Here is a 20771-nt window from a genome sequence, read left to right as displayed (position 1 = left end):
AGAATTGGATTTTCCCAAGACTTAATTTGGGATTGAAAACCCGCCTTGTATATTTGTTCGCTACAGACAATTAAAATCTATGGAAGATTTGAAAAATATCCTCGCAGAAGAAAAAAATGGCGTTTTGTTTCTCACTGTAAACAGAGAGGACAAAATGAATGCCTTGAATTTTGCAACTCTGGAAGAACTCCGGGAAATATTTGACGAGGTAGTTGACAATAAAGCTATCAAAGCGGTCATACTCACCGGAGCAGGGGACAAAGCCTTTGTAGCAGGAGCAGATATCAGTGAGATCGCCGAACTCAATGAAGTTAATGCCCGGAAGTTTGCGGAAAATGGGCAGGAAATTTTTTCCATGATTGAAAATTGTCATAAACCTGTGGTGGCTGTGACCAACGGATACACCTTGGGTGGTGGATGCGAACTGGCCATGGCATGCCATCTTAGGGTAGCTACCGCCAATGCGAAGTTTGGTCAGCCCGAAGTCAATCTGGGAATTATTCCGGGATATGGAGGCACACAACGACTCACCATCTTGGTAGGCCGCGGCAAAGCCAATGAATTGATGATGACTGGAGACATGATCGATGCCAATGAAGCCAAAGAGTTGGGATTGGTCAATCATGTTCTTCCCACCAAATCTGACGCCATGGCTAAAGCAGAAGAAATCGTCGCCAAAATCATGTCCAAAGCGCCTTTGGCAATTGGTATGGTCGTGGACTGCGTGAATGCAGCGTATTTGGCAGACGAAAATGGATATCAGACCGAAGCCAATAGCTTTGCTCGATGTGTGAAATCTGGAGATTATAAAGAAGGGACGACGGCATTTTTGGAGAAGCGAAAGCCCGTTTTCAAGGGTGAGTAAAATCTCCTCCCCATGAGCAATCTGAAAAAACTCGCCGGACAAACGGCTATTTATGGACTGAGCAGCATTCTGGGTCGGTCCATCAATTTTTTATTGATCATCGTCTACACGGCCTATCTGACTAAAGAATCCCTAGGCTCTTTCACGTCAATCTATGCCCTGATTGGTTTTTTGAATATCGTCTTCACTTATGGGATGGAAACTTCTTTCTTTCGCTATGCAACAGGAAAGCAACTTGATCCCCAGCGAGTTTACCAATCCACTCAATCTTTATTGATTTTAACCAGCGTAGCTTTAGGCACTGGGCTTTACCTCTCCGCACCTCTGTTAGCGGATTGGATGGATTACCCCGGGCAGGCCTACCTCTTTCGATGGACAGCTTTGATTTTAAGCTTTGACGCGGTGCTTGCCATCCCTTTTGCAAAGCTCCGCCTGGACAATAAGGCCTTTACCTTTGCTACTGCCAAACTGATTAATATTGGATTGAATGTAGGGTTTAACCTTTTGCTCATTATCGCTTTCCCCTACTGGATCCGTATCGGTATCCTCCCCTCTGATTTCCTAGGCTATCAGATCGATTGGGGAGTAGAATACATCTTACTTTCTAATTTACTGGCTAATGGCTTGATTATCCCATTTGTGTGGTGGAAAGCTGGGTTTTTCAATTTCAAAATAGACGGCAAGATTCTCAAGCCCATGTGGGCCTATTCGATTCCTTTGCTTTTCATGGGACTGGCTGGAGTCACCAATGAACTGGTTTCCAGGTTGCTCTTCGAATACCTCCTTCCCGAGAATTTCTATCCGGGATTAAGTAGTAGGGAGGCAGGAGGAGTCTTCGGTGCCAATTTTAAACTCGCCATACTGATGAATCTGGTAATTCAGGCGTTCAAATATGCAGCTGAGCCCTTTTTCTTCAAAGAATCCGAAAACGAAAACGCCAAGCAAATCTATGCACAAGTCATGCATGCTTTCATCATTTTCTGTAGCTTCCTGATGATAGCTATTTCTGTTAATTTAAACTGGATAGGGCCACTTTTCTTACGTAGCCCCGGATACGAGGAGGCTTTATTTATTGTCCCTGTTTTGCTGATGGGTTACTTGCTTTTAGGTGTCTATTTCAATCTATCGATATGGTTTAAAGTGACTGACAAAACCCAATATAGCTTTTGGATTACCTTACTGGGTGCTGCGGCAAGTATTGTTGTCATTTGGTTTTTGGTGCCCAAATGGGGCTTTATGGGAGGAGCGCTTAGTACATTGATCACTTACCTATTGATGACTGTGGTTTGTTTTTATTTTGGTCAGCGATATTATCCCATCCCCTATCAGACAGGCAAGGGGATATCTTACCTTCTTATCGCCTTTGGCTTAAGCTATGTGGGTTTTTATCTATCATTAGAGCATCATGTGGCAGAATTCATCTTCCGAAATGCCATGATGATTCCCTTCGCCCTGCTCCTTTTGCTAAGAGAAAAAGCGCTATGGCTAAAAATCAAATCAAAAATCAAGTCTTAAATGGATCATTTTTAGGCATAGATGGTTATCCTTTATGAGCCTTTGCTCATCTTATATCACATCATTCTGTGAAAAGGCATTATGTTTGTGATTTGATCCCAGATAATTCAAAAAACGTGATTTTAAGAAGATTTCTATATGTATTCCTGAGTCTCTCTCTGCTGCTTACCGGGCATGTGGAAGCTCAGAAAAAACTCAGCAAAAAGGAGCGCAAGGCTCAGAAAAATGAATCGCTTGCGAGTCGTTATTTCATCGAAGGAACCAAGCACATGAATTTGGGGGATTTGGAGAAGTCTTTTTTTTATTTTCAGAAATCATTAGAATTTCAACCTGAAGAAGCGGCTATTCACTACAAAATTGCAGAGGTTTTCACCAAAGCCAATCAAGCTGACAAAGCCCTTCCTTTTGCAGAAAAAGCTGTCGAATTAGATCCTGAGAACAAATATTTCTCTCTGATGATCGCTGAAATCTACAGCAATCTTAATCAGCCCCTTAAGGCTGCTGAAATACTTGATCGACTGACGGCAGATGGAGAGAGCAATCAACAATACAACCTGGACCTTGCTTCTATCTATCTCAATGCAGGAGAATTTGACAAGGCCTTAGTAGTCCTCGACAGAGCCGAGGAATATTACGGCGTGATGGAGCCGATCACCGTTCAAAAACAACGGATTTATCTTCGAAAAAACCAACTAGACAGTGCTATTGCTGAGGGAGAAAACTTGATAGAGGCTAGGCCTGGCAATCCCAGTTTTGTGCTCAGCCTGGTAGAAATACTCTATAATAACAATCGAGCCGATGATGCGCTCAATCTGATTCAGGGAGAAATTGAAAAATATCCCAATCAACCCGAGCTTCAGATGGCAGCTCACTCCCTCTTGAAAGAAAAAGGCGCTATTTCTGAATCCAATGCTTTCTTATTTTCTGCATTTAAAAATACCGAGCTAGACCCGGAGGTAAAAGCCAGAGCTTTTGAAGGAATTCTGACTGAAATCAAAACTCCTGAAAGAGAATTGATTTTGGATTCATTGGCTAAGTATATGGTCGATTTTTCATCCGAGAGTGCGACTATATACCAGGCCCTCGGCAAAAGAGCTGAAATGAATGGCAATCAGCAAAAGTCCATCACACTCTATAAACAATCACTTGCGATCCAACCAAAAAACCGAGAGATCTTAGAAAAAGTGATTTTGGGATCTTTCGGTGAAAATGCAGATTTTGAAGAAGTGGAGCGTTTCACCGTTATGGGAGTGGATGAGTTTCCAGAAAATCAGGAATTCTGGTTTTATGACGGTGTAGTCAAATCTGCCCGACAAAAAGACAGCTTGGCAGTCCTTTCTCTCAAAAGAGCTTTAGAACTGAATGATGGACAAAACCCCCAGTTGGATCAGGTAGCGTTTGGCTCCTTGGGAAGTTCATTTTATAATTTGAATGAAAAAGATTCTGCTTTTTTCTATTTCGAAAAAGCACTCAAACTCAATCCCAATGACGAGCAGGTTCTAAATAATTACGCATATTTTCTTTCGCTAGAGAAAAAGGACCTTGAAAAGGCCAAATCAATGTCTGAGAAAGTGGTGAAACGATTTCCGAACAACGGCACATTTCTTGACACTCACGCTTGGGTCCTTTTTCAGATGGGAGATTATGAAGGCGCTAAGAAATACATGAACCTAGCTATAGAGAATGAATCGGAACCAAGTGGAGTGATGCTGGAGCATTATGGGGACATTTTATATCACTTAGGCCAAAAGTCTGAAGCTATAAGTTTTTGGAAAAAAGCGGCCGATAGTCCCGAGGCCTCCGAAAAACTACCTATGAAAATTAAAGATGGAAAATACCATGAATAAATCGGTGTGGCTGGGTTTGATTCTTGTTGTTTTTCTGCTTTTTCAAGCTTGTGCCAAAAAAGTAATCCCTTTTGAATCAGATAGAAAAATGAGGGACTTCAATCCGGAGTATGCCGACTTTGACTACCTAAGCGCAAAAGCAAAAATTGTCATCGAGGAGACTTCTGGAAAAGTCACTCGCGGAACGCTCAACCTTAGAGCAAAAAAAGACAGTTTGCTTTGGTTTACCGTTTCTCCAGGATTAGGAATGGAAGCTGTGCGTGGCCTCATTTCTGACGAAAAGATCATGATCAAAGACCGAATAGGCAACGAGGATATTAACCTATCATTTGGAGAGTTTAAATCGCTCTATGGATTGAATCTCAGTCTTGATCTTTTTCAGAATTTATTATGGGCAAACCCTCCCTATACCTTCGATTACCGTGATCGATTGGTTCGCGTGGGTCAAGCTTACGAACTAACTCAAGTACGTGATCAAGTCCGCTACTTCAGTAAAGTGGGGACTAGCTCCGCAAAAGTATCCGAACTGGTATCGAATTCGCTCGACGATAGAGGAAGTCTTTTGGCTAGCTATGCCGAATACCAAAATATCGACGAAATGCCTTTCCCTGCAGAGGTACTTTACAAATTAGTCTATCAAAGCCCCGAGGGCTCACAGAATACTATAATCCATGTAGAGTGGGTTTCGATCGATCGGTATTCTTCCCCCTTGAGTTTTCCTTTTAGATTTTAATCAGTATGCGTCAAACCCTTCTTTTTTCGAGTTTAATTCTCATGTTGTTGGCTTGGTCTAGCGCGGATAGTTTTTCACAAACCAGCAGAACCAGAGAAGAACTGGAAAAACAAAAAGCCGAAGTGCAGGCCAAATTGCGAGAATTTGACGTCATTCTCAAGCAAACCACTGCCACCAAAAAAACCACAATTGGAGAATTGAATGCGATTACGCGTCAATTTCAAACTCAAAATAGACTAGTTAGCACCCTAGATCGGGAAGTCCGCCTGATCGATCAGGAAATCAGTGAAACGGAACGTGAAATCACGAAAATGGAGCAGGAATTAATCGACTTGAAGGCCGAATATTCACGAATGATTTACAATGCCTCCAAGCTCAATAGAAGCCTGTCCATCGTAGCCTTTGTATTCAGTTCGAGTACATTTAATCAGCTCTACATGCGGTTAAAGTACCTCAAACAATACACAGACAGCAGGAAGCAACAAGCAGCACAAATTGAAGAAGTCACACTAAAACTTGCCGAAAGGCGAGTAGAGCTCGATTCAAGAAAAGACGAAAAAATCAAAGTACTTGCTGAAGCTCAGGTGGAGCGAGCCAAATTGGAGCAACTGCGCAAGGAACAGCAGGGCATGGTCAATACACTCACCCGCAAAGAAACCGATATCAAAAAACAGATAACGGCCACTAAAAAACAACAAGCACAGCTCGAGTCTATGATTCGTCAAGTAATCGAAGAAGAAATCAGACTAGCAGAGGCCGCTGCCAAAAAAGAAAACTCCACCGCCACCAAATCTGCAGGTAGCTCCATGCCTATGACCCCTGAAGTAGCTGCGCTTTCCAGTTCGTTTGCAGGAAATAGGGGCAAGCTGCCTTGGCCTGTGGAGACAGGTTTTGTCACAGAAGTTTTTGGTGATAATCCCCACCCTACCCTAAGAGGAATCAGTGTCCCCAACGATGGAATCAATATTCGTACACAGCCCAATGCTAGTGTACGCTCAGTTTTTGACGGAACAGTGACCAAAGTCGCTACCATGCCGGGATATGGGGAGACGGTCATCATCAAGCACGGAGAATATTACACCCTATACAGTAAGCTAAAAACCATTACTGTAAAAACCGGTCAAACTGTAAAAGCAAAAGACGTAATTGGCCAAGTGGCAGTCGATGTCAATGGAGAATCAGAAGTTCATTTTCAAACGTGGAAAGGACTACAAAAAATGAATCCTTCGACTTGGATCGCACCCAAATAGTTAAAAAATCGTATATTTAAGAAAAAGATTCACAGTATAGGTCAGGCGCTTTGTCTAAGCGAATGACAATTATATCTTTGTGACCTCATTTACCCTAAAACAAAAGTAATCATGACAACATTGGGTTTTATTCAAAATATGGGCGGTGGCTCGATCATCTTGGTCATCTTAGTCATCCTCCTTTTATTTGGAGCAAAAAGAATCCCTGAACTGGCTAGAGGACTGGGCCGTGGAATCAGAGAATTCAAAGACGCAACCAAAGACATTCAAAACGATCTAGAAGAAGGACTAAAGGATAAGAAAAAGTAACTCGATAAAAGCTTACTGCTTTGGAAAAATTTATCACCTTCGACGAGATTAAAAAATCGCTCGAAAAAAAACAGACTGACTGCAAGACTATTGTCAGTCATTATCTCCAAAACATTCAAACGAAGGCGCATCTCAACGCCTTCGTTGAAGTTTATGAGCAATCCTCTTTAAAAAAAGCAGAAGAAATAGACGAGAAACTAGCCAATGGAAATGCAGGCAAACTAGCCGGCATGGTCATCGGCATTAAGGATGTACTCTGTCTCAGCGGACATCAGTCACACGCATCTTCTAAAATACTACAGGGCTATGAAGCCCAATACACCTCTACCGCTGTCCAACGATTGATCGATCAAGATGCCATTATTATTGGCCGCTTGAATTGTGATGAATTTGGAATGGGCAGCTCTAATGAAAATTCCGCTCATGGCAAGGTGCTCAATGCGCTGGACCCAAATCGAGTTCCCGGGGGTTCTTCAGGAGGCTCTGCAGTGGCTGTACAAGCAAACCTATGCACTGCTTCACTCGGAACAGATACCGGAGGCTCAGTGAGACAGCCGGCAGCATTCACAGGAGTGGTAGGAATGAAACCGACCTATTCCAGAGTTTCCCGATGGGGTCTTATTGCCTACGCTTCTACCTTTGATACGATAGGGATCTTTTCCCATACAGTTAAAGACAACGCATTGATCATGGAAATCATGGCTGGACATGATATTCATGACAACACCTCTTCCAGAAAACCTGTACTTCCCTATAGTCAGCTCCTTCATTTCGACAAGAAAGCCAAGATAGCCTACCTTAAGGAAACAATAGAATCCCCTGCCCTACAGCAGGAAATCAAAGAAAACACTTTAGCTGTTCTGGACCGACTCAAGGAGGAAGGTCATGAAATCAAGGCAGTAGATTTCCCCTTATTAGAATATATCCTGCCTACCTACTATATTCTAACCACAGCAGAAGCCAGTTCAAATTTAGCTCGATTTGATGGAGTGAAATACGGCTATCGCACACCCAATGCCCATAATCTCGAGAGCATGTACAAACTGACTCGTTCGGAAGGGTTTGGGGAAGAGGTCAAGCGCAGAATCATGCTTGGAACCTTTGTATTATCGGCCAGCTATTATGACGCTTATTTTACCAAGGCACAGAAAGTAAGAAGACAGATAAAAGAGCAAACTGAGGATCTTTTGTCAGAATTTGACTATATTATTATGCCGACTACGCCCACTACAGCGTTTAAGTTTGGAGAGCATAGTGGTGACCCTGTAGCTATGTATTTGGAAGACTTATTTACCGTTCAAGCTTCCGTCTCCGGAGTACCTTCTATTTCGATCCCAAATGGAAAAGACAAAGAAGGCATGCCGATTGGATTGCAAATCATTTCCAATTCATTTAAAGAAGCGGAATTGTACGCTTTCAGTAATTACCTTAAAGATTTAACTTCATAAACCCATCTCGATGAAAATCACTTTGCGCGGCTTATTTCTCTTTATTAGTTTGACAAGCGTCTTAATTCTGCCCAAAGCTTTTGCCCAAGAAGAAGAACCGGTAGAGGCAGCTTCTTTATTTTCAGAAGAGGAAGTTCAGCCAAACTACCATTACGAATACATCCCAGATTTTACCTACGATCAAATCGATCAGCGTATCAAGGCCATGGACATGAAAATGCCCTTTGAGCTGAATGATAGAATTTTTTCTTTCATCCAATATTTCACCGTAAGAAATCGAGACTATACCAAAATGGTCCTCGCTAGAAAAGACTTGTTTTGGCCAATGTTTGACGAAACGCTTCGAAAGCATGAAATGCCTGAAGAAATCAAATTTTTATCCATCATAGAATCTGGTCTTGATCCTCAGATTCGCTCCCGCGTCGGGGCGATGGGCCTATGGCAGTTTATGCCTGCGACAGGAAGAATGTACGGAATGCAAGTCAATCCTGAAGTAGATGACCGAATGGATCCCGAGATGTCCACAGATGCTGCCGCCAAATACCTGAAATCTCTCTATCGCATGTTTGGAGATTGGGAGGTAGCATTGGCAGCTTATAACTGCGGTCCTGGAAATGTGAGAAAAGCAATCCGAAGATCAGGAGGCAAAAAGACCTTCTGGGAAATTTACAATTATTTGCCACGGGAGACACGCGGATATGTACCCCAGTTTCAAGCGATGCTCTACATTCTAAATCATCTCGAAGAGCACAATTTCCATCCTGAGGACCCTACTTACGCTTTGGCTTATGAAAAAATCCGCTTTGATAGGGCTATGAGTTTGGACAAACTAGCCGAACTGACCAATCTCTGCGTGAGTGATCTAGAAAAACTTAACCCGTCTGTTAAAAATCGAATTATCCCTGAAGCCAACCGTAGCATGGAATTAAGGATACCCAAGTCAAAAACAGCCTTTATCCAAGAAAACCTAGCTTGGATAAGTGATTCCTTGGGAAATGCTCCATTACCAATGATGGCTTCTGATAAAGTGAGGCTCCAACCTGTAGAGGATTTGGCGAGGGAAATCCAACGCAATGGAATTACCTATAGAGTTCGTTCTGGAGATGTATTAGGGAGAATAGCTGAATTGCATGGAGTCAGTGTTTCTCAGCTCAAAGCGTGGAATGGACTCAGCTCCAATTTGATCCGCGTGGGACAAAACTTGACCATTTATTCATCAAGTACAGCCTCTACTGTAGCGCAGGTTCAGACTAATTCCAATGGTCAAAAAACCTACACCGTGCAACCGGGAGATTCTTTATGGATCATTTCTAAAAGGCATGCAGGATTGACCGTAGAACAAATAAAAAGACTTAACAATCTAAATTCCAACAATATAAAACCTGGCCAAAAATTGATCATTGGATGATTTTTTTAGGGTTACGTGACTGATATCATCATTATTATTGATCAAACCATCAAGAAACAAGAGTTACGTTAAAAATTGGTTGAATTAGTATCAGGTAAATAATATTGATTTTTAGACTGCAGCAGAAGAGGCAAAGTGGGTAAAGCTGCCTCCATCTGTTAATTTTTTTTAACAAACCGCAAAAGAATCAGGTGGAACAAGGTTTACGGTGGGAAAGTATTTATTTTGTACACACCCAAAGAATCAAAACACCAATCTAATGAAAACTAATTTCTGGATAGTTTCTCTTGTACTTATTTCAATGACGTGGATGGCTTGTGAGTCAAGCAGCGGATCTAACTCCAATAGCACCAAGCCCAAAGCCCGAGGATCTATCGGTGAAATCATTTTAGTCATTGATTCAGCAAAATATGCCGGTCCTGTCGGTGATGCTCTTAAAGATATTTTTGAATCAGACCTTCCGGGTATGATCCGATCTGAATCAAAATTCAAAGTCAATACTGTAGACCCAAGAGCAATGACAAGAATGCTTCGCATGTCTACTAATCTGATCTATGTCACTACCTTTGATGACAGGGGATCTGCCAGTCAAGTGATTAACTCACAATTTTCGAAAGAATCAAAAGAAAAGGCGCTCAATGACCCTAGTCTCTATTCCTTGAGAGTAGAGGATGAGTTTGCGGTGGGTCAAGAAGTGCTTTATCTTTTTGGAAATACCGAACCACAATTGATCGAAAATTTAAAAAAGAACGCGGCTCGCCTTCAAAACCTCTTTGAAGTCCGTGAAAGAGGCCGCTTGGAAAAAGCGATCTTGGCACGAAAAAGTAGTGAAGCAAACAACGAGGCTAAAAATAACCTAGGCATTGAAATAAACGTGCCCGTTTCTTATCAAATAGCTAAGTCAGAGCCGGGCTTTTTGTGGGTAAGGCAGCCTACACCGACCGCAAATCGTGCGGATATCAGTCTGTTTTTTCATGTAGAAGATTATGTATCAGAGGAGCAGACTTTTCCTGAAAACATACTGAAAATCAGGGACTCAATCACAGGAAAACATGTATTCGGTGACCCTGAAGATCCTACCTCTTATGTAGTAACTGAAAAACAAATCGTTCCTGCGTTCCGAAACATGGTGATAAATGATAATTTTACCACCGAAATCAGGGCTTCCTGGAAAACCAACAATCTCAGCATGGGCGGATCCTATCTAGGGTACCTCATGATCGACGAGGAAAAAGGCAAACTTTATTACATTGAGGGCTTTGTATACTATCCTAATGAAGTTCATAGGGATGCGCTTAGAGAAATAGAGACCATTTTACTTAAGACTGATGTGAGCTGGACACCGGAAGAGGGAGCCTAAAACCCCAAATAATTCAGCTTTTTATGGCAATTAAAATTCGTAAGGAAGACGCGCTCAACTATCATACCCAGGGTTCTCCGGGTAAAATCGAAGTAATTCCTACCAAACCCCTTTCCAGTCAAATGGACTTGGCCCTTGCCTACTCTCCAGGAGTAGCTGAGCCCTGCAAGGAAATAGAAGCCGATGTAGAAAATGTCTACAAATACACGGCAAAAGGAAACCTTGTGGCTGTAATTTCAAATGGTACAGCAGTTTTAGGTTTGGGTGATATCGGCCCAGAAGCCTCCAAACCGGTCATGGAAGGAAAAGGCGTATTATTTAAAAAATTCGCTGGAATAGATGTGTTTGATATTGAGATCAACGAAAAGGATCCTCAAAAACTCATTCAAATCATCAAGTCTCTAGAACCAACTTTTGGTGGAGTCAACCTAGAAGATATTAAGGCACCGGAATGCTTTGAAATCGAGCAGACTCTCAAAAAAGAAATGAACATCCCCGTGATGCATGATGATCAGCATGGGACAGCCATCATCTCCGGTGCAGCTTTGCTCAATGCTCTTGAGATCGTAGAAAAGGATATCACGCAAATCAAACTTGTCGTCAATGGCGCAGGTGCGTCTGCCGTCTCTTGTACACGATTTTACATGTCATTAGGCGTTAAGCGAGAAAACCTTGTGATGTGCGATAAGGAAGGCGTGATCCGAAAAGATCGAACTAACTTGGACTCGATCAAGGAAGAATTTGCTACCGATAGAGATATTCATACACTAAGTGATGCTTTGACAGGAGCTGATGTTTTTCTAGGCTTATCTGCTGGGAATATCGTTTCTCAGGATCAAATCAAATTAATGGGCCCCAACCCCATTGTATTTGCTCTGGCTAATCCAGATCCAGAAATCCCCTATGACTTAGCCATAGCCGCCAGAGAGGATGTAATTATGGCCACTGGTAGATCTGACCACCCCAACCAAGTAAATAATGTTTTGGGATTTCCATACATATTCAGAGGAGCATTGGACGTAAGGGCCACTGCTATCAATGAAACCATGAAATTGGCCGCTGCAAAAGCAATCGCAAAACTTGCTAAAGAACCTGTTCCGGATATTGTAAACAAGGCTTATGGAGAAAGCAAACTGGGATTTGGCAGAATGTATCTTATACCGAAGCCACTTGACCCAAGGCTAATCACTACCATTGCTCCTGCAGTAGCTAGAGCAGCAATGGAATCCGGTGTTGCCAAAAACCCAATTCTTGATTGGGCTGCTTACGAACTCGAATTGCAGGAGCGAATCGGAATTGATCAGCGATTGATGTCTGTAGTCATCGCCAGAGCCAAAAAAGATCCAAAACGTGTAGTTTTTGCGGAAGCAGACAACCGGAAAATACTCAAAGCAGCGCAAATCATCCGAGACGAGAAAATCGCCAATCCTATCCTTTTGGGAAATAGAGAGAAAATCCTAGCGCTGATCGAAGAAAACTCTCTAGACTTGAATCATGTCACCATCATTGATCCACTGGAGGAGAAAGACAAAGCAAATCAGTTTGCAGAAATACTCTATAGAAAACGTCAGCGCAAAGGAATGACTTTGGCAGACGCCAGCAGATTAGTCACTCAGAGAAACTACTTCGGCGCGCTGATGGTAGAGACTGGATATGCTGATGCATTTATTTCAGGTCTGACGAGAGATTATCCTAAGACAATACTCCCATCTCTACATACGATCGGTGTCAAGCCGGGCACTAAGCGTGTTGCAGGTATGTACATCATGAACACTGATAAGGGTCCTTTCTTTTTTGCAGATGCTACGGTAAATCTTAATCCTACCGCAGAGGAGTTAGTAGAAATCATTGGCTTGACAGCTGACGCAGTTAAGTTCTTCAATATTGAGCCAAGAATCGCTGTTTTATCTTACTCCAATTTTGGCTCTGCCAAAGGAGAAACGGCTTCGAAAACTGCTAAAGCTACTGAAATGGCAAAGGCAAAATATCCTGACCTGATCATCGAAGGAGAAATGCAGGCTAATGTAGCTTTGAACGAGGAGATCCAAAAGGAAATGTACCCTTTCTCCAAGCTAGTCAATAAAAAGGCCAATACCTTAATCTTCCCAGACCTGAGCTCTGGCAACATTGCCTATAAGCTGATGGCAGAATTGGGAAATGCCGAGGCTATTGGGCCTATTTTGTTGGGTATGAACAAACCGGTGCATATCCTTCAGCTGGGAAGTTCGATCCGTGAAATAGTCAACATGGTGGCGATAGCAGTAGTAGACGCACAGACCGCATCAGATTCATGATCGCCTATCTACAAGGAAAATTGGTTTTCAAAGATCCCACCTATGTCATCATAGATGTGGGCGGAATGGGATACCACGTGAAAATTTCCTTACAGACTTATAGTAAAATCAAAGATGAGGAGCAAATCAGGCTCCTCACCTTTTTGCATATCAAAGAAGATGCACACACCCTCTACGGATTCAAAGATGAAGAAGAAAAGCGCCTATTCTTGCTTTTAATTTCTATCAACGGTGTAGGTCCGAATACAGGTTTGATGATTTTATCTTCACTGAGTACAGAAGAAATTGAGCATGCCATACTATCAGGGGATGTTGCCACCATACAGCATGTAAAAGGGATAGGTGTAAAAACTGCTCAGCGGATTATTCTAGAGCTTAAAGATAAGGTAGGAAAAGGCAGTTCTGAAAGTAGCACAGTTCCAATGGGATTTTTGAAATCCAGCAATAAAATCCGCGAGGAAGCGTTACAAGCCTTAATTACTTTAGGGTTTCCCAAAACGGCAGCAGAAAAAAATATTGCTCAGGTACTCAAAAAAACCAATGGAGAAATTTCTTTAGAAGATTTAATTAAAGCATCTTTAAAGACACCATAATTTACAATTGGATTGGACTTTCGGAAGTTACTGACTTTTTGCAGGAGAAGGTTTCGAGGCAGTTGGCCCGCTAGCCTCATCCTGCTTGGTTTGATTCTAAGTTACCAAACAGCTCAATCCCAGCAGACCTCTGCTGACAGTGTACAGACACGCCTAGACTCTTTGAATAGAAGGAGGATGCTTCCCTCTTTTTTGCTTTGGCAAAACACACGGACAAACCCCCTCTATCCGAATAGAAACCCCTTTTTAATCAGTCGATCCCCCTTTTCTCCTCTCCCTCCTATTTCACAATCTGTTGAAGTAAGGATGGATTCCACTTTGCGCTATAACATTTCGGATCAGTTGGACACGACCCGAATGGGAAATGAACAAGAGTATGATTTTGAGCAATTCTCCAAAATTCAAGAATATAAGGTACGCCAAGACTACTGGCGAAGCCGCGCCCGTGGTGGTGATGGAGAAAGCGCTGTGGAAGGTAGGGGGCTAATCCCTCCGATGACAGTCAGCCCTCAATTTGACAGGATTTTCGGGGGAAGTGACATCAATATAGAACCTACGGGTTATGTCAATCTAGACTTTGGTGCTATTTTCAGGAGAATAGACAACCCTACCCTCCCCATTCGACAGCAGCGAAATGGCGGCTTTAATTTTAATCAGCAGATTCAAATGGCAGTCAATGGAACCTTGGGTGAAAAAATGAAAATCGGAGCCAACTTTGATTCCAACAATTCCTTTGATTTTCAGAATCAACTCAAACTGGAATTCAATGGCTTCGAGGAGGATATCATCAAATCCATAGAAATCGGAAACGTCTCGATGCCAGTCCAAAACAGACTGATTCAAGGTGCTCAAAATCTATTTGGTGTCAAAACCCAAATGCAATTTGGAAAATTAGGAGTAACTGCCGTAGCCTCAACACAAAGGGGAAGAAGAGATAATTTAGTCATCGATGCCAATGGACAAGGAAGGACATTTGATATTCAAGCATCCAGATATGATGAAAACAGGCATTTTTTCCTTTCACATTTCTTCAGGGAAAATTACGAACGCTGGCTAAGAGGGCTTCCACAGGTCCTCTCTGGTGTCAACATTACTCGGATAGAAGTCTACATCATGAACAGAGCGGCGAATACTGAAACCCTCCGTAATTTTGCCGCATTCATGGATTTGGGAGAGGGAAGAGTCCTTCTGAATGGGGAAAACCCATCTATTGCCCCTGGTAACCCTAACTCACCGGCTACCAATGGAGCGAATAATTTATTTCAAAATATCACAGGAAATCCAAGCTTCAGACCCTTTGATACAGGATCGAGAGCTATGGAAAGTGCCTTGGGTGTCCGAAAGGGAGTAGACTTTGAACAAATCAATGGTGCCAGAAAATTGGACGAAACTGAGTTTTTTTTCAATAAGCAACTCGGATTTCTCTCTTTGTTTAGAAGGCTTCAAAACGATGAAGTACTTGCAGTTTCCTACGAGTACACCTACAATGGTCAAGTCTATAAAGTGGGAGAATTAACCGAAGATTATCAAAATCGCCGGGAAGATGAATTGATTTTCCTCAAACTTCTTCGGCCCGCTCGGATCAATACCCAAGTACCTACTTGGGATCTGATGATGAAAAACGTCTACAGTCTTAATGCCTCCCAAATCCTCCGAGAGGGTTTTCAACTTCAAGTAATTTATAGAGATGATCGCACCGGCTTGGATAACCCTTCTCTACTTGAAGGTCAGAATGTTAAAGATGTGCCACTGATTCGATTGACTGGATTAGACAATCTCAACCCTCAAAATGATCCTGCCCCTGACGGGAATTTTGATTTCGTAGAGGGCATCACCATGATTTCCAATCGAGGATTATTGATTTTCCCTGTCCTGGAACCCTTCGGTTCCAATTTGGAAAAGAGATTCCTACCCAATGAAGGAGTACTTAAGGAGAAGTACGTGTACGATACACTTTATAAAACTACTCAGGCAGACGCCGAACTAGTCACACGACTCAACAAATATTTTATCAAAGGTCGACTGACTGCTGGTTCAGCAAGTGAAATCCAGCTTCCAGGATTGAATATTTCTCCCGGTTCAGTGATCGTGCAGGCAGGAAATATTCCTTTGACAGAAGGAGTCGACTATACTATTGATTATAATGTGGGCCGACTTGTCATCATCAATGATGCTATCCTCCAATCAGGCAAACAAATCAATATCAGTTTTGAAAAGGCCGATTTAGTATCCTTTCAAACCCGAAGTCTCTTGGGCACAAGGCTGGATTACCTTTTCAGTGAAAAATTCAGCCTAGGAGGCACCTTCTTATACCTCAACGAAAGACCTAACGTCACCCGAATTGCTACAGGAAATGAAACCCTCCGAAATAGTCTATGGGGTCTAGACGCCAACTTCAGTGATGAATCCCGATTTTTGACCAGACTGGCAGACGCACTTCCATTTACCAATACCAAAGAGCCTTCCTTGGTTACTTTCAGTGGTGAATTCGCACATCTTATTCCTGGTACTTCCAATCGGGTAAATGGCGAACAGGCTTCTTACATTGATGACTTTGAAGCGGCTATTACCCCATTTAATCTTGGAGGAGCCGCTAATCAAAATTGGAAATTGGCTGCGACTCCAGAAACAGATGACAATCGATTTGACCTGAGTAGTCTCACAGAGGACAACCTGGGGGCTACTTACAGACGGGCAAGAATCGCTTGGTATAATATTGACAATATTTTTTACCGTGAAAATGGCCCAGGTGTGCCTAGTAATATCACTCGAGAAGACAGAAGAAATCATTATGTACGCAGAGTAATTCCTCAAGAAATCTTCCCCAATCAAGACCGAGAAGTGATTATTACTCCGCAGCCCTTATTTGAATTAGCTTATTTCCCAAGTGAGAGGGGAATGTACAACTACAACCCTGGTTTAACGCAAGATGGTCTGCTTCCCAACCCTGAGCAAAATTATGGTGGAGTTACTCGAGCCATCACCACAGAGGTGGATTTTGACCGGACTAACATTGAATACTTAGAATTTTGGCTTTTAGACCCATTCATTGAGGGTGAAAATGGAAGAGTTCTCGATGGGATTTTCAATGAAAACAATACCACCGGGGGCAAGCTACTATTTAACCTAGGTGATATTTCTGAAGATGTCATGAAGGACGGAAGTCATGCCTTTGAAAATGGCTTGCCAGCGGATGGAGATCCTAGTGAAACTCGTAGTAATGAATGGGGCAGAATCACGAGAGAGCAATTCCTGATCCCGGCTTTTGATAACTCCGAATTAGCCAGAGAAAATCAAGATGTAGGCTTGGATGGGCTTAAAAATGAAGATGAGATCAGCTTCTTTCAAGATAGATTCCTGAATAGGATCAATGTAAATCAACAGGCAAGAAATCAGATATTAGCGGATGTTTCAGGTGATTTATTTCAATATTATCTGGATGAAAATTTTGACCAAGAGGATGTTAAAATTTTGGAGCGCTACAAGAAGTTTAATGGAATGGAAGGCAATTCTCCTGTCACTTCCAATCAAAACCTTCCTTACACCCCTTCAGGAACTAACAATCCTGATAATGAAGACCTTAATACCGATAATACCATCAATGAGCTTGAAAATTATTATGAGTACGAACTTGATCTCAGACCGGAAAGCCTAGAGGTCGGACAGAACTATATCGTAGACAAGGTCACTCATAATGAAGCCGGGGAAAATGTGGATTGGTATCTTTTCCGGATCCCTGTTCGCCAGCCAGATCGTACCCAGGGGAATATCACCGGGTTCAAATCAATCCGATGGATGAGAACTTACTTGACTGGTTTTCAACAGCCCGTAGTACTGAGAATGGCTAACTTTAGAATGGTGGGCAGTCAGTGGAGAGTCTTCCAAGAGTCACTGTATGAGCGTGGATTTTTTGAGATTCCTGAGCCAGATATATCAAATGTGACTGTAGATGTCGTCGGGATAGAAGAAAATTCACAAGGAAGTGATACCCAAAGCCCTTACGTACTGCCTCCTGGTATCGTCAGGGATAGGGATAATACCTCCACCGTAGAGCGAAGGTTGAATGAGCAATCCCTCAGAGTTTGTGTAGAAGACCTGGCTTCAAGAGACGCTAGAGCGGTCTTCAAAAATGTAACCCTAGACTTGGTTCAATTTGAGCGAATCAAGATGTTTTTTCATGCCGATAGTGAAGATGCTCAGGATGGAGAATTGACGGCATTTTTAAGACTAGGAACGGATTACACCGATAATTATTATGAAATAGAAGTTCCGCTTATCATTACTCCAAAAGGCACTCGAGACCCCAGACAAATTTGGCCTTTAGAAAATGAAATTGACATCGCCATCCAAGAAATCGTCGATGTAAAGATTGAGCGGGACAATCAACGAGTCCCCTTAAACCTCCCCTATTCTAAGCAGGTCAGACAGTATAAAGTAACCGTCATAGGACGACCAGAGCTTAATCAGACTCAGGGTAGTATGATAGGGGTAAGAAACCCGGGTACCGGAGCAGGGGGAAGCAAAAGTGTATGTATTTGGGCCAATGAACTCCGGGTGACAGGAGCTACCAAATCCAATGGATGGGCAGCAAATGCCTACATGAATGCCAAAATTGCGGATTTGGCTGTGGTTTCGGCATCTATTAGACACAATTCGATTGGATTTGGAGGACTAGAAACCCGGCTTTCCCAACGAGCCAGACAAGCCACTACCCAATATGACATCTCTACTAATGTGGACGTACACAAACTCCTTCCTGAAGCTATAGGAATCAATATTCCTATGTATTTCAGTTTGGAAAACTCATCCACACGACCAGAATTTGACCCGCTCAATCCAGACGTACCCTTTGAATTGGCTTTGGGGAAATTTGAAACAGATGCAGAAAGAGATGCCTATAGGGACATTGCCCTAGATCAGCAGAAGCGAAGAAATATCAGCTTTAATAATGTTCGAAAAATTAAATCTAATCCCGAGGCGCCCAACAGGATTTATGATCTGAGCAACTTCTCTTTTAGCTATGCTGTGGGTACTGTCACGCAGTCCAATGCACAGATTCAGAATTATGAGTTTAAAACCAACAAGGGAAATATTACTTATAGTTTTCAACCCAAAGCTCTAACTATAGAGCCGTTTAAGAATTCAGAATGGCTCAATTCACCCAATCTCAAGTTGATCAAAGATTTCAATCTTAACTTATCCCCTACCCTTATTTTAGCCCGAGTGGATGTAGATAGACGATTCTTGAGATCACAGTACAGAAATGATCAGCTCAGCTCAACTGGTGTAGATCCTTTGTTCCAAAAATCATTCTTCATGAATAGATTCTACACACTGAACTGGGACTTGACCAAAAATCTTAGGGTGGATTATTCGGCATCAATTATGGCAGTGATTGATGAACCCGAAGGTGATTTGGATACGGAAGCCAAAATCGACTCGGTAAGAACTAATTTTTGGAATTTTGGTAGAAGGACCAACTACAATCAAACGGCAGAGCTTAATTACACACTTCCGCTTGACAAAATTGGCTTCTTGAGCTGGATCAAATCAGATTATAAATACAATACCACCTACACCTGGATGACAGGGGCTATCGGTCAGCGGGACACTTTAGGAAATACCATCCAAAACACCCGAGAGCAAACACTGAATGGTAAGTTTGATTTGATTAGCCTTTATTCCAAAAACAAAAAACTAAATGCACTAAATGCTCCTAAACGGCCAAGTATTCCTGGAAGGCAATCAGTAACCGCAGAAGACACCATAGGAACTCCCTTTACGAACAAACTTCTTAAATTCCTGATGATGGTCAAGGAGGTCACCTATAATTATAGCCTAGTTGAGGGTACATTTTTACCAGGATACATGCCTAATACAGGACTTCTTGGAATGGATCGAGCCTTTGAAAATCCAGGATTAGCATTTCTCTTTGGAAGCCAAAATCCACAGATACGGAACGAACTGGCCCTGAGGGGGTCGATTGCGCCTAGTGCAGAGCTTACTCAGCCTTTCTTACAAAGTCGCTCATTCAATCTTCGCTTGGGAGCTTTGGTAGAGCCTTTTAGAGACTTTAGAATCACCTTAAATGCCAACAAACGTGAGGTCGGTGACTACCAAGAGATATTCAGAAACTCACTCGATAATCCTGGAGAATATTTATCCATAAGTCCCAATCGAATAGGCTCTTATTCTATCACCACAATGATGATAGGCACGAGTTTTTCGAGAGATGATTTACAAAACAACTCACCGCTTTTTGCAGATTTTGAGGCAAACCGATCCATTATCAAATCCAGACTGGATAATCTAAACTCCGGAGGAGAATACAGCATCAATGGACAAGACGTTTTGATCCCAGCTTTCATCGCAGCCTACCGAGGACAAAATGCGAGTGAAGTAAGTTTAAATCCATTCCCCAAAACCCCACTTCCCAACTGGAGAATAGATTACAGAGGACTTTCTAGGCTGAAAGGACTCAGCGATATATTCAGTAGCATCAATATTACCCACTCTTATACCTCTACCTATGATGTTAGTAATTTCTCCAATTCTCTACAATACCAGCAAGGCTTAGAATTATTTAACCGATTACAAGAAATCCCCTTAGGAAACCAAATCAATACCGAAGGACAGTTTATTCCTATTTTTGTACTTAATCAGGTAGTGATGTCGGAACGCTTCGCTCCTTTGATAGGTCTGGACCTATTGACCAAGGACCGCTTCAGCATCGCCGTCAATTACAATAAAGAGCGGGCCTTAGGTCTGAATTTTTCTAATGCACAGGTTACTGAGCAGCGTACTACTGATTTTGGAGTCAATCTCGCTTATACCAAAGCAGGGATGAAAATCCCATTTAAAATCCAGGGAAGAGAGACCGTCTTGAAAAATGACGTCCAAATGCGTCTAGACATGAAAATAGGTGACACCAGGCAAGTTCAGCGAAAAATCGAAGAAGGAAGTACCGTGACCAATGGAAATCTCAATATCCAATTCCGGCCAACTATAGGGTACATCATCAATCAAAACTTAGAATTGACTATTTATTTTGATCGCACCATCAATGATCCTCGTATCACCACTGCCTATAAAAGAGCTACTACCTCATTTGGCGGACAATTACGATTTAATTTAGCTCAATAGATTTTT

General features: G+C 42.3%; 12 protein-coding genes. All 12 read left to right on the top strand.

Translation table 11 applies throughout. From position 1 onward, the window contains the following. The first annotated feature begins 79 nt into the window (after positions 1-79). The 12 genes from BLQ57_RS08435 to sov all read left to right on the top strand — a co-directional run bounded on the left by BLQ57_RS08435 (position 80) and on the right by sov (position 20765). The gene (locus tag BLQ57_RS08435) at positions 80-865 is read left to right on the top strand and encodes an enoyl-CoA hydratase/isomerase family protein (protein WP_087938831.1); all 786 of its coding nucleotides are present in this window, start codon (positions 80-82) and stop codon (positions 863-865) included. A gap of 12 nt (positions 866-877) precedes the next feature. Next, positions 878-2380 carry a lipopolysaccharide biosynthesis protein gene (locus BLQ57_RS08430; RefSeq protein WP_087938832.1) on the top strand — a complete coding sequence of 501 codons (1503 nt, stop codon included), beginning with the start codon at positions 878-880 and terminating at the stop codon, positions 2378-2380. Positions 2381-2496: 116 nt separating this feature from the next. Further along, positions 2497-4227 (top strand): tetratricopeptide repeat protein, encoded by a 1731-nt coding sequence (locus BLQ57_RS08425; RefSeq protein ID WP_087938912.1) that lies wholly within the window; start codon positions 2497-2499, stop codon positions 4225-4227. Continuing rightward, on the top strand, positions 4220-4960 hold the full coding sequence (locus BLQ57_RS08420) for a lipoprotein insertase outer membrane protein LolB1 (RefSeq protein WP_087938911.1): 741 nt from the start codon (positions 4220-4222) through the stop codon (positions 4958-4960). Before BLQ57_RS08425 ends, BLQ57_RS08420 begins: the two co-directional genes overlap by 8 nt. 5 nt (positions 4961-4965) lie before the next feature. Further along, entirely contained in the window at positions 4966-6210 is a 1245-nt protein-coding gene (locus tag BLQ57_RS08415) for a murein hydrolase activator EnvC family protein (RefSeq protein WP_087938833.1), read from the top strand. Positions 6211-6321: 111 nt separating this feature from the next. Further along, entirely contained in the window at positions 6322-6519 is a 198-nt protein-coding gene (gene tatA, locus BLQ57_RS08410; RefSeq protein ID WP_087938834.1) for a twin-arginine translocase TatA/TatE family subunit, read from the top strand. Positions 6520-6539: 20 nt separating this feature from the next. After that, positions 6540-7967, top strand: a complete 1428-nt coding sequence (gene gatA, locus BLQ57_RS08405; RefSeq protein WP_087938835.1) for an Asp-tRNA(Asn)/Glu-tRNA(Gln) amidotransferase subunit GatA — start codon at positions 6540-6542, stop codon at positions 7965-7967. A gap of 10 nt (positions 7968-7977) precedes the next feature. Next, positions 7978-9375, top strand: coding sequence for a LysM peptidoglycan-binding domain-containing protein (locus BLQ57_RS08400; RefSeq protein ID WP_087938836.1), 1398 nt, complete (start codon positions 7978-7980; stop codon positions 9373-9375). A 259-nt stretch (positions 9376-9634) separates the two neighbouring features. Then, positions 9635-10735, top strand: a complete 1101-nt coding sequence (locus BLQ57_RS08395) for a DUF4837 family protein (RefSeq protein WP_087938837.1) — start codon at positions 9635-9637, stop codon at positions 10733-10735. A gap of 23 nt (positions 10736-10758) precedes the next feature. After that, positions 10759-13029 (top strand): NADP-dependent malic enzyme, encoded by a 2271-nt coding sequence (locus BLQ57_RS08390; protein ID WP_087938838.1) that lies wholly within the window; start codon positions 10759-10761, stop codon positions 13027-13029. Beyond that, positions 13026-13622 (top strand): Holliday junction branch migration protein RuvA, encoded by a 597-nt coding sequence (gene ruvA, locus BLQ57_RS08385; RefSeq protein ID WP_087938839.1) that lies wholly within the window; start codon positions 13026-13028, stop codon positions 13620-13622. The genes BLQ57_RS08390 and ruvA overlap by 4 nt, the downstream gene beginning before the upstream one ends. Before the next feature lie 12 nt (positions 13623-13634). After that, the gene (gene sov, locus BLQ57_RS08380) at positions 13635-20765 is read left to right on the top strand and encodes a T9SS outer membrane translocon Sov/SprA (RefSeq protein WP_449353809.1); all 7131 of its coding nucleotides are present in this window, start codon (positions 13635-13637) and stop codon (positions 20763-20765) included. Positions 20766-20771: the final 6 nt, after the last annotated feature.

This window comes from Algoriphagus faecimaris (genome assembly GCF_900101705.1).
GTDB lineage: Bacteria > Bacteroidota > Bacteroidia > Cytophagales > Cyclobacteriaceae > Algoriphagus > Algoriphagus faecimaris.
The sequence above is the reverse complement of the archived record's forward strand: the minus strand, read 5'-3'. Positions and strand labels throughout refer to the sequence as shown.